Source organism: Mycobacterium simulans (assembly GCF_900232995.1).
Lineage (GTDB): Bacteria > Actinomycetota > Actinomycetes > Mycobacteriales > Mycobacteriaceae > Mycobacterium > Mycobacterium simulans.
Genome location: NZ_OCVX01000003.1, coordinates 2,840,243 through 2,860,642 on the forward strand (window position 1 = coordinate 2,840,243; position 20,400 = coordinate 2,860,642).

The 20,400-nt window shown below is 65.8% G+C and carries 18 protein-coding genes and 2 pseudogenes; 11 read left to right on the plus strand and 9 right to left on the minus strand.

Features of this window, described 5'->3' with window-relative positions; genetic code table 11:
* Positions 1–18 precede the first annotated feature (18 nt).
* The 5 genes from folP (at position 19) to MSIMFI_RS13710 (ending at position 3,207) form a co-directional block, all read left to right on the plus strand.
* The gene (gene folP / locus MSIMFI_RS13690) at positions 19–918 is read left to right on the plus strand and encodes a dihydropteroate synthase (RefSeq protein WP_191497602.1); all 900 of its coding nucleotides are present in this window, start codon (positions 19–21) and stop codon (positions 916–918) included.
* Complete coding sequence (locus MSIMFI_RS13695; protein ID WP_191497603.1) at positions 915–1,883, plus strand: glucosyl-3-phosphoglycerate synthase; 969 nt, start codon at positions 915–917, stop codon at positions 1,881–1,883. The genes folP and MSIMFI_RS13695 overlap by 4 nt, the downstream gene beginning before the upstream one ends.
* Positions 1,884–1,921: 38 nt before the next feature.
* A complete protein-coding gene (locus MSIMFI_RS13700) occupies positions 1,922–2,275 on the plus strand; it encodes a DivIVA domain-containing protein (protein ID WP_191497604.1) in 354 nt (117 codons plus the stop codon).
* Positions 2,276–2,280: 5 nt separating this feature from the next.
* Positions 2,281–2,862 carry a DNA-3-methyladenine glycosylase I gene (locus MSIMFI_RS13705; RefSeq protein WP_191497605.1) on the plus strand — a complete coding sequence of 194 codons (582 nt, stop codon included), beginning with the start codon at positions 2,281–2,283 and terminating at the stop codon, positions 2,860–2,862.
* A gap of 177 nt (positions 2,863–3,039) precedes the next feature.
* On the plus strand, positions 3,040–3,207 hold the full coding sequence (locus MSIMFI_RS13710; protein ID WP_003406247.1) for a DUF3117 domain-containing protein: 168 nt from the start codon (positions 3,040–3,042) through the stop codon (positions 3,205–3,207).
* Between the two features lie 7 nt (positions 3,208–3,214).
* On the opposite strand, the gene glgA is transcribed toward MSIMFI_RS13710, so the two are convergent.
* Positions 3,215–4,378, minus strand: coding sequence for a glycogen synthase (gene glgA, locus MSIMFI_RS13715; protein WP_191497606.1), 1,164 nt, complete (start codon positions 4,376–4,378; stop codon positions 3,215–3,217).
* Between the two features lie 295 nt (positions 4,379–4,673).
* Here glgA and glgC point away from each other — a divergent pair, with 295 nt between their 5' ends.
* On the plus strand, positions 4,674–5,888 hold the full coding sequence (glgC, locus tag MSIMFI_RS13720) for a glucose-1-phosphate adenylyltransferase (RefSeq protein ID WP_191497607.1): 1,215 nt from the start codon (positions 4,674–4,676) through the stop codon (positions 5,886–5,888).
* A 31-nt stretch (positions 5,889–5,919) separates the two neighbouring features.
* Here glgC and MSIMFI_RS28130 read toward each other — a convergent pair.
* From MSIMFI_RS28130 to MSIMFI_RS29260, 6 genes and pseudogenes are all read right to left on the minus strand, one after another.
* A pseudogene (locus MSIMFI_RS28130) lies at positions 5,920–6,201 on the minus strand (CocE/NonD family hydrolase); the annotation flags it as partial.
* Positions 6,202–6,397: 196 nt separating this feature from the next.
* The gene (locus MSIMFI_RS13725; protein ID WP_191497608.1) at positions 6,398–7,072 is read right to left on the minus strand and encodes a methyltransferase family protein; all 675 of its coding nucleotides are present in this window, start codon (positions 7,070–7,072) and stop codon (positions 6,398–6,400) included.
* 8 nt (positions 7,073–7,080) lie between these two features.
* Positions 7,081–8,727 carry an ABC transporter permease gene (locus tag MSIMFI_RS13730; protein WP_191497609.1) on the minus strand — a complete coding sequence of 549 codons (1,647 nt, stop codon included), beginning with the start codon at positions 8,725–8,727 and terminating at the stop codon, positions 7,081–7,083.
* The gene (locus MSIMFI_RS13735; protein WP_191497610.1) at positions 8,724–9,641 is read right to left on the minus strand and encodes an ABC transporter ATP-binding protein; all 918 of its coding nucleotides are present in this window, start codon (positions 9,639–9,641) and stop codon (positions 8,724–8,726) included. Before MSIMFI_RS13735 ends, MSIMFI_RS13730 begins: the two co-directional genes overlap by 4 nt.
* The gene (locus tag MSIMFI_RS13740) at positions 9,631–10,281 is read right to left on the minus strand and encodes a TetR/AcrR family transcriptional regulator (RefSeq protein ID WP_191498186.1); all 651 of its coding nucleotides are present in this window, start codon (positions 10,279–10,281) and stop codon (positions 9,631–9,633) included. Before MSIMFI_RS13740 ends, MSIMFI_RS13735 begins: the two co-directional genes overlap by 11 nt.
* Before the next feature lie 98 nt (positions 10,282–10,379).
* Positions 10,380–11,856 (minus strand): annotated as a pseudogene (locus MSIMFI_RS29260) (PE family protein).
* A gap of 270 nt (positions 11,857–12,126) precedes the next feature.
* Between MSIMFI_RS29260 and MSIMFI_RS13755 the strand changes: the two are divergent.
* Positions 12,127–14,736: a LuxR C-terminal-related transcriptional regulator gene (locus MSIMFI_RS13755; RefSeq protein ID WP_191497613.1), complete on the plus strand. Its 2,610-nt coding sequence runs from the start codon at positions 12,127–12,129 to the stop codon at positions 14,734–14,736.
* 77 nt (positions 14,737–14,813) lie between these two features.
* Here MSIMFI_RS13755 and MSIMFI_RS13760 read toward each other — a convergent pair whose 3' ends face one another.
* Positions 14,814–15,491, minus strand: coding sequence for an O-methyltransferase (locus tag MSIMFI_RS13760; protein ID WP_191497614.1), 678 nt, complete (start codon positions 15,489–15,491; stop codon positions 14,814–14,816).
* A 186-nt stretch (positions 15,492–15,677) separates the two neighbouring features.
* Between MSIMFI_RS13760 and sigE the strand changes: the two genes are divergently transcribed.
* The 4 genes from sigE to tatB all read left to right on the plus strand — a co-directional run bounded on the left by sigE (position 15,678) and on the right by tatB (position 19,144).
* Positions 15,678–16,427 (plus strand): RNA polymerase sigma factor SigE, encoded by a 750-nt coding sequence (gene sigE / locus MSIMFI_RS13765; protein ID WP_396819959.1) that lies wholly within the window; start codon positions 15,678–15,680, stop codon positions 16,425–16,427.
* Between the two features lie 158 nt (positions 16,428–16,585).
* Positions 16,586–16,987, plus strand: coding sequence for an anti-sigma E factor RseA (gene rseA, locus MSIMFI_RS13770; RefSeq protein WP_186244216.1), 402 nt, complete (start codon positions 16,586–16,588; stop codon positions 16,985–16,987).
* A gap of 77 nt (positions 16,988–17,064) precedes the next feature.
* Positions 17,065–18,600, plus strand: a complete 1,536-nt coding sequence (gene htrA, locus MSIMFI_RS13775; RefSeq protein WP_191497615.1) for a serine protease HtrA — start codon at positions 17,065–17,067, stop codon at positions 18,598–18,600.
* A gap of 160 nt (positions 18,601–18,760) precedes the next feature.
* Positions 18,761–19,144 carry a Sec-independent protein translocase protein TatB gene (gene tatB, locus MSIMFI_RS13785; protein WP_191497616.1) on the plus strand — a complete coding sequence of 128 codons (384 nt, stop codon included), beginning with the start codon at positions 18,761–18,763 and terminating at the stop codon, positions 19,142–19,144.
* A gap of 73 nt (positions 19,145–19,217) precedes the next feature.
* Here the strand turns inward: tatB and MSIMFI_RS13790 are convergent, their stop codons facing one another.
* Positions 19,218–20,369: an Mrp/NBP35 family ATP-binding protein gene (locus MSIMFI_RS13790; protein WP_191497617.1), complete on the minus strand. Its 1,152-nt coding sequence runs from the start codon at positions 20,367–20,369 to the stop codon at positions 19,218–19,220.
* Between the last annotated feature and the right edge of the window lie 31 nt (positions 20,370–20,400).

Below are 20,400 nucleotides of genomic sequence, written 5' to 3' on the forward strand. Positions count from 1 at the left end.
GCCCTGGACGCGGTCTCGATGCTCCCAGGCACTATGGAGGGCGTGCAGTCAACCTTCTGCGGCCGCCCAGTCGCCGCGGACCGCCCACTGATCATGGCAATCGTGAACCGCACCCCGGATTCGTTCTTCGACAAGGGCGCGACCTTCAGCGATGAGGCCGCCAGAGACGCCGCCCACCGGGCCATCGCCGAGGGTGCTGATGTCATCGACGTCGGCGGCGTCAAGGCGGGACCCGGCGACATCGTCGATGCCGACACCGAGGTTGCCCGGCTGGTGCCGTTCATCGAATGGCTGCGCGGCGCCTACCCGAATCAACTGATCAGTGTGGACACGTGGCGCTCGGAGGTTGCCAAGAAGGCCTGCGCAGCGGGTGCGGACCTGATCAACGACACGTGGGGAGGTGTCGACCCGGGCATCGCCGAGGTAGCCGCCGAATTCGGTGCGGGCCTGGTGTGTACGCACACCGGTGGCGCGCAGCCCCGTACGCGCCCCTTCCGGGTGAGTTACGGTACGACTACCCGCGACGTGGTGGACGACGTGATCCGCCAGGTCACCGGCGCAGCCGAGCGGGCGGTCGCGGTCGGAGTAGCCCGTGACCGGGTGCTGATTGACCCGGCCCACGATTTCGGCAAGAACACCTTCCACGGGCTGCTCCTGTTGCGGCACGTGGACGATCTTGTTAAGACCGGGTGGCCTGTGCTTCTGGCGTTGAGCAACAAGGACGTAGTCGGGGAGACTCTGGGCGTGGACGTGACCGAACGGCTCGAGGGGACGCTGGCAGCCACCGCGCTGGCCGCGGCCGCCGGCGCGCGGATGTTCCGCGTGCACCAGGTCACGGCTACTCGGCGGGTGCTGGAGATGGTTGCCTCGATCCGGGGGACGCGCCCACCGACGCGCACGGTGAGGGGGCTCGCATGACAACGTCGGACCTAGTTGATGGAGTCCTGGCCGCGCTGCCACGGGACACCTGGTTGTCCAACCGTAGCTGGAACCGCCCCCGCTGGACTATCGGCGAATTGGTGGCCGCCAAGGCAGGGCGGACGATCTCGGTGGTGCTGCCGGCCCTCAATGAGGAAGAAACCATCGAATCGGTGATCGACAGCATCTCGCCGCTGGTAGATCGCCTGGTCGACGAGCTGATCGTGCTGGACTCAGGCTCCACCGACGACACGGAGATCCGTGCCATCGCCGCCGGAGCCCGTGTCGTCAGCCGTGAACAGGCGTTGCCCGAGGTTCCGACGCGGCCCGGCAAGGGGGAGGCGTTGTGGCGCTCCCTGGCGGCTACCAGCGGCGACATCGTGGTTTTCGTCGATTCCGACCTAATCAATCCACATCCGATGTTTGTGCCGTGGCTGGTCGGGCCGCTGCTCACCGGCGAGGGTGTGCACCTGGTCAAAAGCTTCTACCGACGGCCGCTAACTTCCGGCGACGCGCGCGGCGCCGACGCCACCGGCGGGGGACGGGTCACCGAGCTGGTGGCGCGGCCTTTGTTGGCGGCGCTACGGCCGGAGCTTGGTTGTGTGCTGCAGCCGCTGAGCGGTGAGTACGCGGCGAGTCGGGAGCTGCTGACGTCGCTGCCGTTCGCCCCGGGTTATGGAGTGGAGATCGGGCTCCTGGTCGATACCTTTGATCGGATGGGCCTGGACGCGATAGCGCAGGTCAATCTCGGTGTGCGGGCGCACCGCAACCGGCCTCTGGCCGAGCTTGGCGTAATGAGCCGTCAGGTCATCGCGACGCTGTTCTCCCGGTGCGGTATCCCCGACTCCGGGGTCGGTCTGACCCAGTTCTTCCCGGTCGGCTCCGACTTCGAGGGCTACACCCAGCACACCAGGCCGGTGTCGCTGGTGGACCGGCCCCCGATGAATCTGGTGCGACCGCGCTGAACACCGAAGTGTCGGTGCAGTAGGGCAAGATCGACGACGTGGCTTTGGTGTTGCTGTACCTCGTGGTGCTAGTCCTGGTGGCGATCGTGTTGTTCGGGGCGGCCAGCCTGCTGTTTGGCCGTGGCGAGCAGTTGCCGCCCCTGCCCCGAGCCACGACGGCGACTGTGCTGCCCGCTTTCGGTATCACCGGCGCCGACGTCGACGCAGTCAAGTTCACCCAGGTGCTGCGTGGCTACAAGACCAGCGAGGTGGACTGGGTGCTGGATCGGCTCGGCCGTGAGCTCGAGGCGCTGCGCGGCGAGTTGGCGGCGATCCAGGCGGCCGCCGGTGCCGGCAGGTCCGACAAACCGGAGCCCGGGCCCGTCGTCGAGGACCGTCCGGACTCCGGGTGAGCGACATGACCGATCAGGGGCTGGTTCGCTGCGGCTGGGCGCAAGGTCGTCCGGGGCCCGACTTCGAGCTGTATCGCGACTATCACGACCACGAGTGGGGGCGTCCGGTGCGCGGCGGGGCGGCGTTGTTCGAGCGGATGAGCCTGGAGGCCTTCCAGAGCGGGCTGTCGTGGCTGATCATCCTGCGTAAGCGGGAGAACTTCCGGCGGGCGTTCTCCGGCTTCGACATCGAGAAGGTCGCTCGCTTTACCGACGCCGATGTGCAACGGCTGCTGGCCGACGAGGGAATTGTCCGCAACCGAGCCAAAATCGAGGCGACGATCGCCAACGCGCGTGCCGCCGCTGACCTGGGATCGCCGCAAGACCTGTCCGAGCTGCTGTGGTCGTTCGCACCGCCGCCTCGGCCCCGGTTCGCCAGCTTGGCCGAAATTCCTTCGGCCAGCGTGGAATCGAAGGCCATGGCGCGCGAATTGAAACGACGCGGGTTCCGCTTCGTTGGGCCTACTACTGCCTACGCGCTGATGCAAGCGACCGGAATGGTCGACGATCACATCCGTGATTGCTGGGTGCCGGCGCCGACCGGCTGAGGCCCTGAAAATGGCCAGAGAACCGGGTCTCGTGCACCTGGTGACCCGAATAGGGAACAATAGGGGGGTGATTTGGCAGTTCAATGTCGGGTATGACTGGAAATCCACTGGCGGGGCATGCTCGGCGCCGGCCAGGTCTGCGACTGCGGGCCAGCTCGAATCTGGAGGGAGCACTCGATGGCGGCGATGAAGCCCCGGACCGGAGACGGTCCTTTGGAAGCGACGAAGGAGGGGCGCGGCATCGTGATGCGGGTACCACTTGAGGGTGGGGGTCGCCTCGTGGTCGAGCTCACGCCCGACGAAGCTGCCGCGCTGGGTGACGAGCTCAAGGGCGTGACTAGCTAGGTCTGCGTTACGCGCACACCTTCCGATAGATGTCCAGCGTCTGTTCGGCGACGTGTCCCCAGGAGAACTCGCGGATACAGCGCTGGCGTCCTGCATGGCCGAAGCGCTCGGCTTTTGCGGGGTCGGCGACCAGGGCATTGATCGCATCGGCCAAACGGGCCTCGTAACCAGTCGGGTCGGCTGGGTCGTAGTGCACTAGCGAACCGGTGATTCCGTCGGCGACCACTTCGGGTATACCACCGACGTCTGACGCCACCACCGCGGTTGCGCACGCCATCGCCTCCAGGTTGACGATGCCCAACGGCTCGTATATCGAAGGGCAAACGAAAACTGTTGCCGCCGAGACTATTTCACGTAGTTTTCCGATGGGAAGGATTTCTTTTATCCAATACACGCCGGTGCGATTGCGGGCCAGTCGGGTTACAGCGGACCGGACTTCAGCGGCGATCTCCGGGGTGTCGGGGGCCCCGGCGCACAGCACCAACTGCACGTCCGGACTGAATCGGTGTGCGGCCGCCACCAGGTGCTGGACGCCTTTCTGGCGGGTGATCCGCCCGACGAACGCCACCATGGGCCGGTTCCGATCGACCCCAAGCTCGGCGAGCACCGACCCGATGCGCACGGGCCCGGCCGGATACCACACCTCAGGGTCTATCCCGTTGCGGATCACGTGCACCACGCTTGGATCCAGCGTGGGATAGACCCGCAAGATGTCATCGCGCATGCCGGAGCTGACGGCAATGATCGCGTCGGCGGCCAGCACCGCGGTGCGCTCCACCCATGTCGACAGCCGGTAACCGCCGCCGAGTTGCTCGGCCTTCCACGGCCGCATCGGCTCAAGCGAATGCGCGGTCAGAACATGTGGAATGTCATGAAGCAGCGCGGCCAGGTGCCCGGCTAGGCCGGTGTACCAGGTGTGTGAATGAACGACCGTGGCCGCGCCGGCGGCATTGGCCATCAGCAGGTCCGACGACAGGGTGGACAGGGCCGCATTGGCGTTTCGCAGCCGGGGGTCGGGTTGATAGGCGGCGGCGCCCGGGCGGGGTGCGCCCATGCAGTGCACGTCGACCGCGCACAGGCGGCGCAGTTGCGACACCAGTTCGGTGACGTGTACCCCGGCTCCGCCGTAGACCTCGGGTGGGTACTCCCGAGTCAACATTGCCACCCGCATGAGGGCACCGTAGTTCGGCGACGATGCGGCCCGCATGGCGGGCCGTTGAGGAGTCGGACGATGGGGGTTGGGTTCGGCGACGATGCGGCCCGCATGGCGGGCCGTTGAGGAGTCGGACGATGGGGGTTGAGTTCGGCGACGATGCGGCCCGCATGGCGGGCCGTTGAGGAGTCGGTGAACTGGATCCGAAGTGGGCCAAATACCTTGACGGACAGCCCGTCAGAACAATGCAGACCACGGTCCAACCGGGGGTTCCCCCTGGCAGCGTCTCGCAGTGGCCGATAGGTTTGAGGCCATGAGGGAAGTGCCACACGTGCTGGGCATCGTTTTGGCCGGCGGTGAGGGCAAGCGGCTTTATCCGTTGACTGCGGACCGGGCCAAACCCGCGGTTCCCTTCGGCGGCGCCTATCGGCTCATTGATTTCGTGCTCTCCAATCTCGTCAATGCCCGGTACTTGGGGATCTGCGTTCTCCCCCAAAACAAGTCGCATTCGCTGGACCGCCATATCTCCCAGAACTGGCGGTTATCGGGTCTGGCCGGTGAGTACATCACCCCGGTGCCAGCGCAGCAGCGCCTCGGCCCGCGCTGGTACACCGGCTCCGCCGACGCGATCTATCAATCACTCAATTTGATCTATGACGAAGATCCGGACTACATAGTGGTTTTCGGCGCCGATCACGTGTATCGGATGGACCCCGAGCAGATGGTCCGGTTCCACATCGACAGCGGAGCTGGCGCGACGGTGGCCGGGATCCGAGTCCCGCGCAGCGATGCGAGCGCTTTCGGCTGCATCGACTCCGACGACTCGGGCCGTATTCGCGGTTTCCTCGAGAAGCCCCTGGAGCCCCCCGGAACTCCCGACGACCCTGACACCACGTTCGTGTCGATGGGCAACTACATCTTCACCACCAAGGTGTTGATCGATGCGATTCGTGCTGACGCCGATGACGACCACTCCGATCACGACATGGGCGGCGATATCATCCCGCATTTGGTGGCCGACGGAATGGCCGCGGTCTACGACTTCAGCGACAACGAAGTGCCCGGCGCAACCGACCGCGACCGGGCCTACTGGCGTGACGTCGGGACGCTCGACGCGTTCTACGACGCGCACATGGACCTGGTGTCGGTGCACCCGGTATTCAACCTGTACAACAAGCGCTGGCCTATTCGCGGCGAGTCGGAGAACTTGGCGCCGGCGAAGTTCGTCAATGGCGGCTCCGCTCAGGAGTCGGTGGTTGGTGCCGGCAGCATCATTTCGGCGGCCTCGGTGCGCAACTCGGTACTGTCGTCCAACGTGGTGGTCGACGACGGCGCGATTGTGGAGGGCAGTGTGATCATGCCAGGCGCTCGGGTCGGCCGCGGTGCGGTGGTGCGCCACGCGATCCTGGACAAGAACGTCGTGGTCGGGCCGGGCGAGATGGTCGGAGTTGATCTGGAGAAGGATCGGGAGCGCTTCGCGATTAGTGCCGGCGGTGTGGTCGCGGTGGGCAAGGGCGTTTGGATCTAGGGCCCGGTCCTACCTGCTCGCGCCGACTACTCAGCTGCTCGCTGGCGCGGAACAGCGTCGCCGATGGGCCCAGCGCCACATCTACCGCGACCACCTCGGAGGTAACCGGCTGCGGCCGCGCGAATGTCGGCGCCGGCTCTCACGGCTGTAGCCGTAGGAACCCTTCGAAGGCAGCGAATGGCCCGTCACGCCGATTCTCAATGCCACCGCGCGGCCATCGAGTCAGTTCCATGTCCTCAAGGATCACCCAATCGAATGCTGCTGCACGAGAGCGTGTTTCGAAGGTGATGCTGCCAGGAGCCGACGGCGGCTCGTGCCGGAACCGGGGGTGTCGTCCAGTACGTCGCGGAAACCGTCGGAGTGGCCGCAGCTGCGCGAGTCTGCGTTGACCACGGCGAGGCCACTCGCGGTCGGCGCGGCATACCGGATGGTGCCGGGACGTCGCCACGGGCGGTTCGGGGCAGGTGACGGGTTCGAGCCACGCCCGTTACCCTAGGGCGATTCGGGCCCTACCACACGTATGGCACCAACCGATAGCGCACCCGCTGCCGGTATTCGCGGTATCCGACCAGTTCTTCGGTAAGTAGTTTCTCCTCGTCGAGGATGCGGAACACCAGCACCAGTACGCCGGGGACGAGGATTAGCAGTGCCCAGTAGGAGCCCAGTGCTAACGGTATGCCCGTCATCAAGACCACGTTCCCCAAGTACATCGGGTGTCGCACAAGCTTATACAGACCATCGGACGCCAACTTCTGGCCCGCCTCCACCCTGACCGTGGAGGCGGCATAGCTGTTCTGGATGACCACCAGCATGGCGATGCCAAGGCCGGTCACCACTAGGACATCGCCGATCACGCACACCGCGGCCGGCACTGACGACCAACCAAAACGACGATCGAATGCGCTCACCACCATCATCGCGAAGAACCCCAGAAACGCGGCGATGATGATGAACTTCTGAACAGTTCGGCCTTCCGCGAATGGCCCGCTACGCATCCGCCGCTGTAGTGCCGCCGGATCAGTCCGAGCCAAATAGAGGCTGGGGGCAATCGTGGCGACGACGAATACGGCAAGGAAAACCCATGCCTGCCAATAGTTGAACGTGCCGGCCGGCCAGAATAGGACAGCGCCGAATACGACAAGTCCACACACGGTCCATATCAACGTCTTGAATCCAATTTTCATGACATCTCCTAGCAGCGCAGATCACGCCGTCGAAAAGCGACGGCTCCCAACACAATTAGCACTACGTCAATGGCCAGCAGCCATAACAGCGGAATCGCGGTGAAGTCGCCACCACCGACGCGCGGAGTGTGCGCGAAGGGTTCCAGGTCGAGCAACCACTGCGGGAATCCCGACAACGAACCAAGCAGGTACAACGCGATGAAGGCGACCAGCACGCCCCACGCCACCGGCGCGAACCGCGGTACAACTCCGAACAACCCGACGGTCACCGCGGCCAGCAGCCAGACGGCGGGTAGCTGTACCGCCGCCGATCCCACCACGGTGGGCAACCTACCGCCGACGTCGCCCGCTGCAGCGCCGTAGGCGAGTCCGGCCGTTACTCCCGAGATGAGGATTGCCGCCGCCGATCCGGCCAGGGCCATCACCAAATGACTTGACAGCCAACGAGTCCGGGAAACGGCTCCGGCCAGCAGGGTCTCGGCGCGTAGCCCGGTTTCCTCCTGGTGGAGTCGCAAGGTCAGCGAGACTGCGAATGCCGCGCCAACCATGCCAATCATAGTGAAGGCCAACGCAACGAAGGATTGCTCCAGCGCGCTGCTGCCGCCCATCCGGGTTACGATGTCACGCACCGCTGTGCTGTCACCCAGCTGGTTGTCGATGCCGTGCACCACGCTGCCCATCACCAGGCCGTACAGGCACAGGCCAACGGTCCACAGCAGCAGGGCGCCGCGGTCAAGCCGCCATGCCAGCCCGAAGGCCTCGCTCAGCGTGGGTGCGGCGGTGCCGGCACCGGCGCGTTCGGCGATGAGCCCGGCGCCGACGTCGCGGCCGGCTCGCAATCGGTAGGCCAGCACGGTGAGCACGGCTGTCGTAGCCAGGTGCAGCAGCAGTACCCACCAGCGATCGCCGGCGTATGGTCTGACCTGCAGTGACCACCCCAGCGGGGAGAACCAGGACAGTGTGCCGGAGCCGGCATCGCCGACGGCGCGCAATGTGAACGCGGTGCCCAGCACAGCGAACGCGACGCCGCGGGTAACTCGCGCGCTGGGCGACAGCTGCGCCGCGACGGCGGCGACGGCCGCGAACACCAGACCGGAGGCGGCCAGCGCCGCGCCGAACGCAAGCGATCCGGCCGGAGCCACGTTGGTAGTCAGCAGCCCGGCCGCACCGATTGCGCCGGTGGCGACCGAGGCCCCAAACGACAGCAACAGCGCTGCAGTGAGATTGGCATACCGTCCGACGATGGTGGAGTCGATCAGCTCGGCACGACCGGTTTCCTCGTCGGCGCGGGTATGCCGGATCACGGTGAGAATGACCGCTACCGCGATGAGTAGGTGGAACATCCCGGCCTTCCAGATTCCGACCGCCCCAAGGCTGTCGTTGTAGACCTGCCCGTACAGCGCGCGCTGGGCCGGGCTGGCCATGATGGCGGCCGCGGCTCCGGCGCGGGCGGCCTGGTCGGGGTAAACCGTTTCGATGCTTTTGATGTAGACGGTGGCCAACGGCACCGACAGCAACATCACCCACAGCGGCAACGCAACCCGGTCGCGGCGCAGGTAGAGCCGCAGCAGCCCGAGCGTGCCTACGAAGTGCGAACCACGTTGCGGCGCAGGGTGTTGCGAGGGGCTTGGGCGATCCAGGATTGCGGTGCTCATATTGCCGGCACCTCCTTTTGGCCGTTGGTGCTGTAGTGGCGCAGGAACAGCTCTTCAAGGGTGGGAGGCTGGCTGACGAGGCTGCGCACACCGGCGTGACCGAGCACCCGGATGAGTTCGCCGAGACTTTCGCTGTCGACCTGAGCACGGAGCGTGTTGCCGTCGACGGTGATGTCCTCGACCCCCTTGATCCGAGTGAGATCTCCTGGGTCACCGATCATTTCGGCCTTGATCGAGGTGCGGCTGAGATGCCGCATGGATTCCAAGGATCCGCTTTCGACGGTCCTGCCGGCTTGGATGATGGTCACCCGTTCGCACAGCGCCTCTGTCTCCGCCAGGATGTGGCTGGACAGCAGCACGGTGACACCGCGGTCGCGTGCTTCGGCAACGCATTGCTGAAACACATTCTCCATCAATGGGTCCAAGCCGCTGCTTGGCTCATCCAACAGCAGCAGCCGGGCTCGCGAGGAGAACGCGGAAACCAGGGACACCTTTTGGCGGTTGCCTTTCGAGTAGGTCCGCACCTTCTTGTGCGGATCGAGCTCGAAGCGCTCGATGAGCTCGCCCCGGCGTGTCTCGTCGATGCCGCCCCGCATGCGGGCCAGCAGGTCGATGGTTTCGCCGCCGGTAAGTGAGGGCCACAGGGTGACATCGCCTGGGACGTAGGCGATCTGGCGGTGCAGCTCTACGGCGTCGGTCCACGGGTCGCCGCCCAGTAGTCGCGCGATTCCGCCGTCAGCCTTGACCACGCCCAACAGAACACGGATGGTTGTCGACTTGCCGGCGCCGTTGGGACCGAGGAAGCCGTGCACCTCGCCTTCGCGCACGGTCAAGTCGAGGCCGTCGAGGGCCCGCACCGTGCCGAAGTTCTTCGTCAGACCGCGGATGTCGATGGGTGTGTTGTCAACTGACACGTGATTCTCCTTGATTCTCGACGGAACCATCTGTTGCAAGGAAGGCGTCGTACATAGTGCGGTCCGCCATCAAGCCTTCGGTATAGACCTCGAGGGCGGGCAGCATCATGTCGCGGGAGTAATCGCGCAACACGGCCTTCAGATCGGTTGGGGTGTCATGCATTTGCAGGTACAGCAGAAAGCCCCCTCCGCCGGTGATCGCCAGATACCTGGCCCTGGCGTGCGGGTCCCGGCTGGGCTTGATGGTGCCGGCCCGCACGCCTTCGTCCATGTACTCTTCGGCGTTATCAATCATCTTGTGCCACAACATCTTCGCCAGATCGCCGCCGGATTGCATGCTGCGAACCAGGTAGGTCATCATCGGGGCGTAGGACTCGATCTCGGCCATGGCCGCGAACCAGGTGGCCGGATCGTTGGATCGCAGGGTCTCGGCCTTGGTGCTGCGGATCTCTTCGGCGATGTAGTCGTCACAAGCTTTGCGCAGGCCTTCCTTGGAGCCGAAGTGGTGGATGACCAACGCCGCGCTCACCCCGGCCGCGTCGGCGATCGTGCGTAGCCCGACACCGAAGCCGTGCTGTCCGAACTGCTCGATGGCCGCCTCGCGGATTCGGGCAGCGGCGGTCAGATCGGCTGAACGTATGTTCAGGACACTAAACGTACGTTCAGCCTGTCGTCAAGGAGGTGCTCCGTAAGGAAGTCGTAAAGATTGGTTCGGGGCGTTTGGGGCCGGACCGTGGGCTAATTTTGCAGAACAGCACCAGGGTCCCCGGGCTGGCCGAACCCGCCGGAGCCGCCATTGGGGTCACCGCCCGGACCGCCGTTACCGGCCGCGCCGCCGGCACCTGCCGCACGACCGTCGCCGCCGTCACCCCCATTACCGCCAGTCCCACCAAAGCCGCCCGGACCCTGGCCGAAGGCTCCACTGCCACCGTCGCCGCCCCTGCCGCCGGTACCCCCGGCCCCACCGGCGCCGCCATCACCCGACAAGGTCTCGCTTGGGCCGCTGTTACCGCCGGGACCGCCGTCACCACCGCGGCCCCCACTTGCACCCATGGTGCCGCCTAGCGAGCTGTGGCCTGTACCGCCGGCACCGCCGGTTCCGCCAGCCCCGCCATCCCCGCCGTCGCCACTCCTAAGTTGGAGGCCCTTCCCGAGGGAGAAGACCCCTGAATATCCTCCGGCGCCACCGTCGCCTCCTGCGCCGCCTGTGCCGCCGGGGCCACCGCTATCACCAACGCCACCCGCACTACCGGTGGCGCCGGTGGCACCGTTGCCGCCGTTACCACCGGCACCTGCGATGCCGTACAGTCCGCCGTTGCCGCCGGCCCCGCCGTTGCCTCCCGCAGCGCCGGGGCTGGCACCGTTGCCGCCGTCACCGCCGTGACCGCCTCTGCCGAAAAAGGTCAGGTCGTTTATGGTGACGGGGACGGTGCCGTTCGCGCCGCGGTCACCCGTGGTGGAGCCTTGCCCGCCTCCGCCGCCCGTGCCGACGAAGCCGGGGTCGCCGCCGTCGCCGCCGTCCCCGCCGTCCCCGCCGTTGCCGGAGAAGCTAAAACCGGCCCCGCCGTTGCCGCCGTTACCCGGCCTGCCGCTGTTTCCGCCCTGACCTCCGTTCCCCGTTACCGCCACTACCGCCGGCAGCGCCACTGCCGTCGATGCCGGCCTGCCCGACATTGCCGGCCCCGCCGAGCCCACCGTTGCCGCCATGACCGAACAGCCCGGCGTCGCCGCCCCGGCCGCCGGCCTGGCCGGGCGCCCCCGAGCCGCCGTTGCCGCCGTTGCCCCACAACAATCCGCCCGGCCCGCCGTTTTGCCCGGTTCCGGGCGCCCCGTCGGCGCCATCGCCGATTAGCGGGCGCCCCAGCAGCCATTCGGTGGGTGCGTTGATCGCGCCCAACACGTTTTGCTCGAGGGTCTGCAACGGGTTGGCGTTGGCGGCTTCGGCCGCGGCGTATGCGGCACCGGCCCCGTTCAGAGCGGCTACGAATTGCTCGTGAAACGCTGCCGCCTGAGCACTTAGCGCCTGGTACTCGCGCCCGTAGGTGCCGAACAACTGCGCAATCGCTGCCGATACCTCATCACCGGCCGCCGACAGCACCTGGGTCGTCGAGCCGGCCGCGGCCACACGGGCTGCCCCGATCGCGTCCCCGATCACGGTCAAATCCGCCGCGGCCACCGCCAACGACCCGGGCGTCGCGATCACAAATGACGACATCAGCGGCCCCCATCACGACGAGCCCAACCCTCGTACGCAGAAACTTCCGACGGTCCGAATCGTTGACCCGCAAACGCATGCAGGGGCCCGTAGCCGACTACCTCACCCTCAACCCTCGACCCCTATCGAACTACCCCATTTCAGACCAGCAGAGGTGAAGTCGGTCGGACTGTCCGATGAATGCGCAACGGAAAAATATGGCATACGAAATACACGGAAATATTGCCCGAACGGCAGGTATGGACTGACGCTAGAACCTACAGTCGTCATGTGACGGACCGTTGCCCCTTAATCGGTCGGGGCAAGGAACTGCGGGTGATTGCCGACGCACTCGGTGCGGACGACTGTCGAGGCGTGCTAATGGTCGGTGATGCGGGGGTTGGCAAAACGCGGCTTGCCGAGGAAGCAGCCGCAGCAGCTGAGGCACTGGGCTGGCTTGTGCACCGTGTCACCGCTAGCGTCACCGCGCAGTCAATCGAGTTGGGCGCTTTCACCAAATGGTCAAGCGGGAGCCATGAGGACCCGCACAACGCTGCCCACCACGTGGTTGCGACCATGACTGACGCCGGCGCGTCCGGCCGGATCCTGATCAGCATCGACGATGCGCATCTGCTCGACAACCTGTCGGCCTTCGTCGTGTATAGCGTCCTGCAGCGTCCGAGGGTCAAAGTACTCATCACAGCCCGCAGCGGCGCCCTCGCGCCCGACGCGGTAATGAAGCCGTGGAAAGAAGGGATCCTTCACCGCGTCGACTTGCCGCCACTATCACAGTCCGAAAGCGAGGATCTACTTCGCAGCGCATTGCTCGGACAGGTTAGCGGCGATTGTGCCGAACAGCTTTGGGAGTTGACACGCGGTAACCCCGCCTACCTGACCCAAATCATCGGCGAGGAACGTGCCGCTGGAAATCTTGTCGAGGACGACGGCATGTGGAGCCTGCGTGCGGCTCCGACGGTGTCACCGTCCCTGCGTGACGTGGTGCAGATGCAATTCGGTGCTCTTGCCGAATCCGTGCAGGAGGTCGTCGATCTGGTCGCGGTCGCCGGATCGATTGGTCGATCCTTGCTCAATTCGCTCGCCGACCTTGAGGCGTCGGCGGAGGCGGAGCGGCTCGGACTGATCCGCGCCGATGAGTCAACGCCTGACGTCATCCGGGTCGCGCACCCGCTGTATTCCGCTATCAGGCTGGCTCAGTGCGGTCGGCTGCGGCAGAGTCGTCTGCGCGGTCGCCTTGCCACAGCGATGGCCAGCCCACACAACACAGCCCCGGTTGATCCCGCCCAGCTGGGGTTGCTCTGGCTCGAATCGGACCTGCCGCCCGACGCCGGCATCTTGAAGGATGCGGCGGAGAGCGCCCTCGCGCTACTCGACATCGAGTTCGCCGAACGTTGCGCGCGTGCCGCCGTCGACGCCGGTGGCGGCGTTGGGCCGAAACTCCAGCACGCCTACTGTCTGTTTCTTCTCGGCAGGAGTAGTGAGGCCCACGCCGAGCTGAGCCGCATTCGCCCGGATGAACTGCGCGGCAACGATTTCCTCAACGAATTCAATCTGATGGTGATGAACCTGCAGTTTGGGTTCGCTCAACCGGACGAAGCGCTCCGCCTGATCGAGGGGGCACAGAAGGGTTCGACGGGTATGCGCGCGCAGGAACTCAATTTGTTGCGCGGTTTCCACCTGGGTTTCGCCGCCGACCCGGTTGGCGCTATCGATGCCCTACAGCTCGTCGATCCTGATCAATTCGACAGCTTCGGTGCCGTCGTCTGCCTTGGGATACGAACCCTCGCCCATGGGGAGCGCGGGCAGCTCAGCAAGCTGCGCCAGGAGGCGGCACGGGGCTGGAGAGTTTTCGACGACCAGCCCGATGCGTTCATGGTGGCCAATCTCGCCAAGCTGCAGACCCATGTACTGGTTCTCGCTGGAGACATTGCCGGTGCCGCCGAGGTGGCTCAGCATGCGTACCGGCGCTGCGCCAGGTCGGCGCCGGTTGCGCGTACGCTCTGCTCGGCCACCATCGGTCTGGTGGCCCTGGCCGCGGGCGACCTCGCGGTGGCACGGCGTCGCCTGCATCCCGGCCAGGTCGAGTTGGGGCAGTTTGGGGTGATCACGGGCCACACGTATCGGTACCAGGTGCACTACACCACCGCGCTGGCGCGATCGGGAAATGTCGAGGACGCGGTACAGGCACTCGAGCGGGCCGCCGATGTCCGCCGCCCCCATCTGCTGTACGTCGAAGCCATCTACCTGTTGGCCCAGGCCTGGGTCGCTGCGGCGCAGGGGCAGATCGAACGCGCACGCGACATTTCCGCGCAGGCCGCAACCTTCGCACGCCGGCACGGCCAGCTGGCCACTGAAGTTCTCTGCCTGCAGACCTCGGTTCAGTTCTGCGATGCCACGGTCGCGGAGCGACTGGCCGAGTTGGCCACCCTGGTCGAGGGGCCGCGCGCGCCGATCGCCGCGCGCTACGCGAAAGCGCTGGCCGACGACGCCGCGGCGGAACTCGAAGCCGTGGCCGAGGATTTCGAGGCGATGGGCGATCTCCTTGCCGCCGCGGACGCGGCCGCCCATGCGTCGTCGGCGTATCGGGTGGCCGACCGGCGCGGCAGCGCCCTGACGGCCGGCGCCCGCGCCGAGAGCCTGGCTAAACGTTGTGGCCGCGCGACCAGTCCGGCGCTTGCGGGGGCCAAAATTGCTTTTCCGTTCAGCCACCGGCAACGTGAGATCGCACTTCTGGTGTCGAGGGGCCTCACCAACCGGGAGATCGCCGAGGTTCTGTCGCTATCTGTCCGCACGGTCGAAGGGCACATCTACCGCGCCACCTTCAAGGCAGGAATCGCTACTCGCGCAGAACTGGCGAAGGTCGTCCAGGAGTTCGATCACTGAGTCGCGAACTCCGCCGAGCAGACGCAAAATCGCCCTGGACCGAGCGTTCCAGAGCGATTTTGCGTCTGCTCGCCCAATTACTCGCGAACCGCGGCCAGAACGCCGTCGCCCAACGGCACCAAAGCCGGGGTGAGCTGCTCGTCCTCGGCGATCAGCCGGGCCGCCTCGCGGACCGCAATCACCTCCGCGTCGCGCGCCGCGGGATCACCGGCCCGCCCGCCCAGCGCCGCCCGGTGCACGACTATGACTCCGCCGGACCGCAGCAGTCGAACACCCTGAACCACGTATTCCGGCTGGTCGATCGGGTCGGCATCGATGAACACCAGGTCATACGATTCGTCGGCGAGCCGGGTGAGCACCTCTTGGGCCCGCCCGCTGATCAGTCTGGTGCGCGACGGCCCGACGCCGGCCTCGGAGAACGCCTGCTTGGCAAGCCGCAGATACTCGGGCTCGATGTCGATCGTGGTCAAGACGCCGTCGTCGCTCATGCCCGATAGCAGCCATAGGCCGCTGACACCCGCACCGGTGCCCACCTCGGCGACGGCCTTGCCGCCGCTGAGCTTGGTCAGCAGGCTCAGCAGGGCACCTACGGCCGGTGTCACTGCCCCCGCTCCGATGTCAATGGCCCGCTCGCGGGCGCTTGCCAGGATCGCATCTTCCGATATCGATTCCTCTGCGTGGGCGAACAGTGCCTCTGCCTGACTGGGAGCCCGACTGCGGGTCTCCTGGCCGGAAGTGTTATTGGTACCGTCCATGACCGCAGCGTATGCCGGACTCGCGACGCAGTCGGACAGGCGCGCTAGACACGCCCGGCCGGCCACCAGGACAAAAATCACTCGGCGGTCGATAAGCGCTGGATAACGCAGGTAACGAAACGGTTTCTCAGCTAAAGCTCAGATTGCTCATATACCGCGCATACGCCGGTACGCGACGGTATCGGTATGGAACGCGGAGAACGCGGGAATACGGAATGGCAACCTCGCGTTGCCCGCCGTGAAGAATCGCCAACCCCTGATGACAAGGGAAACCCGGAGGACCTGATTATCACCACCTTGAGCACGACCACCATGTCGCATCCCCGACAGGTCCGCGACGATGAGTGGGTGGAGCAGTCCGACACGCTATGCGGCACTGCGGTATTCGACGCGACCGGGGACAAGGCCACCATGCCTTCCTGGGATGAGCTGGTGCGTCAGCATGCTGATCGGGTGTACCGGTTGGCTTATCGGCTTTCCGGCAATCCGCAGGACGCCGAGGACCTGACGCAGGAGACCTTCATCAGGGTTTTCCGGTCCGTTCAGAACTACCAGCCCGGCACCTTCGAGGGCTGGCTGCACCGCATCACCACGAACCTGTTTCTCGACATGGTCCGCCGGCGGGCCCGCATCCGGATGGAGGCGTTGCCCGACGACTACGACCGGGTACCAGCCGACGAGCCCAATCCGGAGCAGATCTATCACGACTCACGGCTTGGGCCGGACCTGCAGGCAGCGCTGGATTCCCTGCCCCCTGAGTTTCGTGCCGCGGTTGTGCTGTGCGATATCGAAGGTCTGTCCTACGAGGAGATCGGTGCCACCCTGGGCGTGAAGCTCGGCACGGTACGCAGTCGCATCCACCGGGGCCGCCAGGCGCTGCGGGATTACCTGGCCGCGCATCACGAACAAGGCGAGCTGCACCCCTCGGCCAGCTAAGCGATTCGCTTAGTGCCCGAGCCATCGGTTTGGCCACTGCTTGATTGCCGACTGGTCCCAAATCCTGGGGTTTTGTCGTCGGATGATGGTGATCAGGGACCGCGCCGCGCTACATTCGAAATACCGATGGCTGAACAGGGCTAGGGAAGGAGCTGGTGATGGCCGGCCCAGAACATGTGGGACATGTGTTCCGGCGCGCGTTCTCCTGGCTTCCTGCACAATTCGCCTCCCAGAGCGATGCGCCGGTTGGCGCGCCGCGTCGATTCCGGTCTACCGAGCACCTCTCCATCGAGGCCATTGCGGCGTTCGTGGATGGTGAGCTGCGCATGAACGCACACTTGCGGGCCGCGCACCACCTCTCGCTGTGCCCCCAATGCGCGGCCGAAGTGGACGACCAGAGCCGGGCGCGCGCCGCACTGCGCGACTCCCGACCGATCCGCATCCCCAGCACGCTGCTCGGACAGCTGTCTGAGATTCCGCATCACCGGATCGACGACCCGGCGCCGTTATCCGACGGCTTTGCCGACGGCGACGTCCGCGACCAGCGAAAGCGCCGCTAGTAGGGTGGACACGAACATCGCCGTGCCCGCATGGCGCGTGTACCGGCTTCTTGTCTCGAACGCTCAGAAGAGGATGAATGACCTCCGACCAAGGCAATAACAGCGGCCAAGACGACGCCCCTCATGGCCCTGACGGGCCCCGCCTGGCGCCGCGGCCCATCGCTCGTCCGCCGGTCGACCCCGCATCGCGTCAAGCGTTCGGGCGTCCCTCCGGGCTCCATGGATCCTTTGTGGCAGAGCGGGTTCGTCCGCAGAAGTATCGGGAACAGGCCGAGTTCAGGCCACACGATCAACCGGCCGACCCGGTGCTGGAGGAGGCATTCAGTCGTCCCTACAGCGGTGCCGAGTCGTTGCAGCGTCACCCGATCGATGCTGGCGCGCTGGCCGCCGAGAAAGATGGCGGGCCGCTCGACGAGCAAGAGGACCCGTGGCGTGATCCCGGCGCCGCGGCCGCCCTGGGGGGGCCGGCGGTAGCTCCGCCGATTCCGCGCGGCGCACTGGGCTACGGCGGCAAGCTCGGCGTGCGCGACGTGTTGTTCGGCGGCAAGGTGTCCTACCTCGCGTTGACCATCCTGGTGTTGATCGCGTTGGTGATCGGCGTGATCGGCGGTGTGATCGGTCGCAAGACGGCCGAAGTGGTCGAGGCGTTCACCACATCGAAGGTGACGTTGTCGACCAGCGGCAATGCCGAAGAGCCGGCTGGCCGATTCACCAAGGTTGCGGCCGCGATTGCCGACGCGGTGGTGACCATCGAATCGAAAAGCGACCAGGAAGGCATGCAGGGTTCCGGCGTCATCATTGACGGCCGCGGCTACATCGTCACCAACAACCACGTGATTTCCGAAGCGGCCAACAGTCCCAGCCGGTTCAAGACGACGGTGGTGTTCAACGACGGCAAAGAAGTGCCGGCCAACCTGGTGGGCCGCGATCCCAAGACGGACCTGGCCGTCCTCAAGGTCGACAATGTCGACAATCTGACGGTTGCCCGGCTCGGTGATTCCGGCAAGGTGCGCGTCGGCGACGAGGTCCTCGCCGCGGGTGCGCCGCTGGGATTGCGCAGCACGGTCACCCACGGCATCATCAGCGCGCTGCATCGGCCCGTCCCGTTGTCGGGGGAGGGCTCCGATACCGATACCGTCATCGACGCCCTGCAGACCGACGCCTCGATCAACCACGGCAACTCCGGCGGTCCGCTCATCGACATGGATTCGCAGGTGATCGGCATCAACACCGCCGGCAAGTCGCTGTCGGACAGTGCGAGCGGGCTGGGCTTTGCGATCCCGGTCAACGAGATGAAATTCGTCGCGCAAACCCTGATCAAAGACGGCAAGATCGTGCACCCGACAATCGGTATCAGCACCCGGTCGGTGAGCAACGCGATCGCATCGGGCGCTCAGGTTGCCAATGTGAAGGCGGGAAGCCCTGCGCAGAAGGGCGGCATCCTGGAAAACGACGTGATAGTCAAGGTCGGTAACCGCAAGGTCGCCGACTCCGACGAGTTCGTCGTCGCCGTGCGCCAGCTGACCATCGGTCAGGACGCCCCGATAGAGGTGGTCCGCGACGGTCGGAACGTCACGCTGACGGTGAAACCTGACCCCGATACCAGCTCGTGATGATCGCAAGCGCGGCGCAGCCGGGCGCAGCGGGTCATCACCATCCGACCGTGATGATCGCAAGCGCGGCGCAGCCGGGCGCAGCGGGTCATCACCATCCGACCGTGATGATCGCAAGCGCGGCGCAGCCGGGCGCAGCGGGTCATCACCATCCGACCTAATGTTTGCCAATATCGGCTGGGGGGAAATGCTCGTACTCGTAGTGGTCGGGCTGGTGGTGCTTGGCCCGGAGCGGCTCCCAGGCGCCATTCGCTGGTCGGCGAGTGCACTGCGGCAGGCGCGCGACTACCTCAGCGGTGTTACCAACCAGCTGCGCGAGGACATGGGACCCGAATTCGACGACATCCGTGGACACCTCGGCGAGTTGCAGAAACTTCGGGGCATGACACCGCGCGCGGCGCTGACCAAGCACCTCCTCGACGGCGACGACTCCCTGTTTACGGGGAATTTCGACCAGCCGGTGAGCGGAACGCCGGCACCGCCGGCCGAGCCAGCCGAGCCACGGCCCGGCGACCACACTCCGTTCGACACCGACGCAACGTAGCCGATCCCGCGAGCGTAACCACACTGCGAAATCTGCGGCCCGAAATCGCAGCCACGTTACGCTCGCGACGAGACTATTTCGGAGTCGGGTCGAGCCCGAGTGACATGCCGGCCAGCTCGCGCCGCCGCGAGGACAGGCTGTCGGCGATGTTGAGCAGTTCTTTGCCCACCGCCGAGTCGGGCGCGGTCAACACCAGGGGTGTGCCCGAATCACCGGCGGACACCAATGCGGGATCCAACGGGATCTGACCCAGTAGCGGTACGTCGGCTCCGACCGCACGCGACAGTCGCTCGGCGACCTGCTGACCGCCGCCTTCGCCGAATACCTGCATTGTCGTACCGTCCGGCAACATCAGCCCAGACATGTTTTCCACCACGCCCACGATGCGCTGGCGGGTCTGCAGTGCGATGCTGCCGGCACGTTCGGCGACCTCGGCGGCGGCCAGCTGTGGCGTGGTCACCACCAGGATCTCGGCGTTGGGGATCAGTTGAGCCACCGAGATGGCGATGTCGCCGGTGCCGGGTGGCAGGTCGAGCAGCAGCACATCCAGATCGCCCCAATAGACGTCGGCCAAAAACTGTTGTAGTGCCCGGTGCAGCATCGGGCCGCGCCAGACCACCGGCGTGTTGCCCTGGGTGAACTGGGCGATCGAAATGACCTTCACCTCGTGGGCGATGGGCGGCAGGATCATCGACTCAACCTGGGTGGGGCGGTCAGTGGTGCCCATCATCCGGGGGATGGAGTGGCCATGAATATCGGCATCCAGCACGCCGACGGACAGGCCGCGGGCGGCCATCGCCGCGGCCAGATTGACCGTGACGGTGGATTTGCCGACTCCGCCCTTGCCGGAAGCGACCGCATAGACCCGGGTCAGAGAGCTGGGCTGGGCGAAGGGGATCACCGGCTCACGTGCATCACCGCGCAACTGCTTGCGCAGCTCGGCGCGCTGTTCGTCGTTCATCACGTCCAGGCTGACCGTTACGGCTCCGGTGCCGGGGACGTCGGTGACCGCGTTGGTGACGCGTTCGCTGATTTCGGACTTCTTGGGGCAGCCGGCGATGGTCAGATAGATCTCGACGTGCACGGCGCCGCCGTGGCCGATGTCGATGCTTTTGACCATCCCGAGCTCGGTGATGGGGCGCCGGAGTTCGGGGTCGATCACTTTCGACAGTGCCGTGCGGATAGCGCCGGTCAGATCGGCGGCATCATGTTGTGTTCCGGACATCACCGCCGAGTGTAGGCGGCCCGCGGGCCGC